Genomic DNA, 2,233 nt, shown 5'->3' with positions numbered 1-2,233 from the left:
AACTCGACCGACCCAACTGCAACAAAAAGCGTTAGATTTATTGGAAGTTTCCCTGATTTGTACCCAGTAACGGGGCGGCGGAAATTCTCTTAATCCCTTCTACAGCACAGGTTATGGCTTTTTGTCAACGGGGAAGTCCAGCTATAGATAGTTTGACCTCGATTGAAAATATTCACCCCTAGGAGAGAACAATTATGCTCGATCGAGGCTCCGAAATCCTTTCTTTTCTGGAAGAAAGAGCCACTGACCTCAACAACGGTACAGCTAATCTCAACGTCGGTTCGGCCCTAACCAAGCTAGGAGAATCGGGCTGGTTCGGCTATGCTATACCTGAAAGCTTAGGGGGCCGGGGTGGCTCCTTACTACAGGCAGTAGAGGCGATCTCTTCTGTGTCCCAATGCTGCCTGACCACCGGTTTTGTTTTCTGGTGTCAGCGCGTCTTCATTCAATATCTGGCCGCCAGTAATAACACTTACCTACAAAACAAAATTCTACCTGCTGTTCTCAAGGGAGAGATAGCCGGAGCCACAGGACTCTCCAACGCGATGAAGTACCTCGGCGGTATCGAGGAGCTGCGTTTACAGGCAAAGATCGAGGGAGAAAACGTCACTGTTAATGGCTTCCTGCCCTGGGCCTCTAACCTCGACTCCAACGGAGAATTCATAGTAGCCGTTGCCGCTCAAACCACATCTGGACAAACTCTTATCCTCGCCCTTCCCTCCTTCGCAGAGGGGTTAAAACGGGGTGAAGACCTACAATTATTGGGTTTACAGGCTTCCCGCACCAGTACCCTTGAATTCGATCGAGTTCAGTTATCTCACGACTGGATTATCAGCTTGGAAGCAGCAAAATTTTTACCCTCAGTCCGCCCCTGTTTCTTGCTGTTACAATGCGGACTGGCCCTTGGCATTACGCGTAAATCCCTCGCGGAGACAGAGAAAAGTTTAGGGGGAAAGGCAGCGGTAGCCAGCGATCGTTATTTCTGCGCCCGGGAGCGTCTGACTCGTCTAGAAAAGACAATCGAGCAATTCAGCACCCTAGAAAGCTTCGATCTCGGACGAACACGCCAACTATTCACCCTCAGAGTGGACATTACCCGGTTAGCGGTGGAATCCGTAGGGTTAGAAGCGGAAATTAAGGGAGGAAAAGGCTATTTCCGTAATAGCGACACGGCCCGACGGCTGCGGGAGGTCGCCTTTTTACCAGTGTTAACTCCGAGCCTGATTCAACTGGAAAGAGAGTTACAACGTCAGTCCGCTACCGATAAAATTCTCACTGGCGAACTCGAGCGAGCGGGGGTGAGGGAATGAGTATCGCCACTGATTACCCCGTCCTCACCCTCAAAAATCTCCATAAACGCTATAAAACCCGCCATGGCTACCGTACCGTTTTTGAGGATATTAACCTACAGGTGCGCTCCGGTGAGGTAGTTTGTTTGCTTGGGGCTAGTGGTTGCGGTAAATCTACCCTCCTTGCTACCGCCGCTGGTTTGCAAAGTGCCGATGGCGGAGAAATACAATTGCACTCACGACCCCTACAAGCCCCAGACATCCGCAGCTCGATCGTCTTTCAATCCCCCGCCCTTTTACCTTGGTTAACCGTTTGGCAAAACGTGGCTTTTGGTTTGAAATTAAAGCGGATGCCCCGCCTCGATCATCAGCAATTGCGCGAAAGGGTTCACACCGCCGTTAAAAGCGTCAAACTAGAGGGCTTCGAGCGTGCCTATCCTCATCGAAAATTTGGGTCTGAAACCCCGTCGTTCTACGACGGCTTTACTGTTAAATATTAGCGCATTTACACGATATATGCTAGAATGTGAGGTATGGAAAAAGCCTATTCGTTCCGATTTTACCCAACACCCGAACAAGAGTCGCTATTGCGGCGCACATTGGGCTGTGTAAGATTAGTTTACAATAAAGCTCTTCACGAACGAACACAAGCTTGGTATGAAAGACAAGAAAGAGTAGGCTACGCTCAAACTTCTTCAATGTTGACCCATTGGAAAAAGCAAGAAGAATTAGACTTTCTCAATGAAGTAAGCTGTGTACCTTTACAACAAGGGTTAAGACACCTACAAACAGCTTTTACTAACTTCTTTGCTGGTCGTACTAAGTATCCTAACTTTAAGAAAAAACATCAAGGAGGAAGTGCCGAATTTACCAAATCTGCTTTTAAATTTAAAGACAAACAAATCTATTTAGCCAAATGCACAGAACCTTTACCTATTCGATGG

3 protein-coding genes are annotated in these 2,233 nt (G+C 48.1%); all 3 read left to right on the top strand.

The features are described from left to right. The first annotated feature begins 194 nt into the window (after positions 1 to 194). Positions 195 to 1,310: an acyl-CoA dehydrogenase family protein gene (locus tag O9323_RS13575; RefSeq protein ID WP_288125282.1), complete on the top strand. Its 1,116-nt coding sequence runs from the start codon at positions 195 to 197 to the stop codon at positions 1,308 to 1,310. Further along, positions 1,307 to 1,789 (top strand): ATP-binding cassette domain-containing protein, encoded by a 483-nt coding sequence (locus O9323_RS13570; RefSeq protein ID WP_149106760.1) that lies wholly within the window; start codon positions 1,307 to 1,309, stop codon positions 1,787 to 1,789. Before O9323_RS13575 ends, O9323_RS13570 begins: the two co-directional genes overlap by 4 nt. Before the next feature lie 33 nt (positions 1,790 to 1,822). Then, on the top strand, positions 1,823 to 2,233 hold a 411-nt coding region (locus O9323_RS13565), incomplete at its 3' end, for an RNA-guided endonuclease InsQ/TnpB family protein (RefSeq protein WP_288125281.1).

This window comes from Microcystis sp. LE19-131.1A, from assembly GCF_027532015.1.
GTDB classification, from domain to species: Bacteria; Cyanobacteriota; Cyanobacteriia; order Cyanobacteriales; family Microcystaceae; genus Microcystis; species Microcystis ichthyoblabe_A.
This window is presented reverse-complemented; position numbering and strand designations above follow the sequence as displayed.

Excerpts from the sequence above, each read along its gene's own strand:
- O9323_RS13575 (WP_288125282.1), top strand. The coding sequence starts at position 195 with ATGCTCGATCGAGGCTCCGAAATCCTTTCTTTTCTGGAAGAAAGAGCC.
- O9323_RS13570 (WP_149106760.1), top strand. The coding sequence starts at position 1,307 with ATGAGTATCGCCACTGATTACCCCGTCCTCACCCTCAAAAATCTCCAT.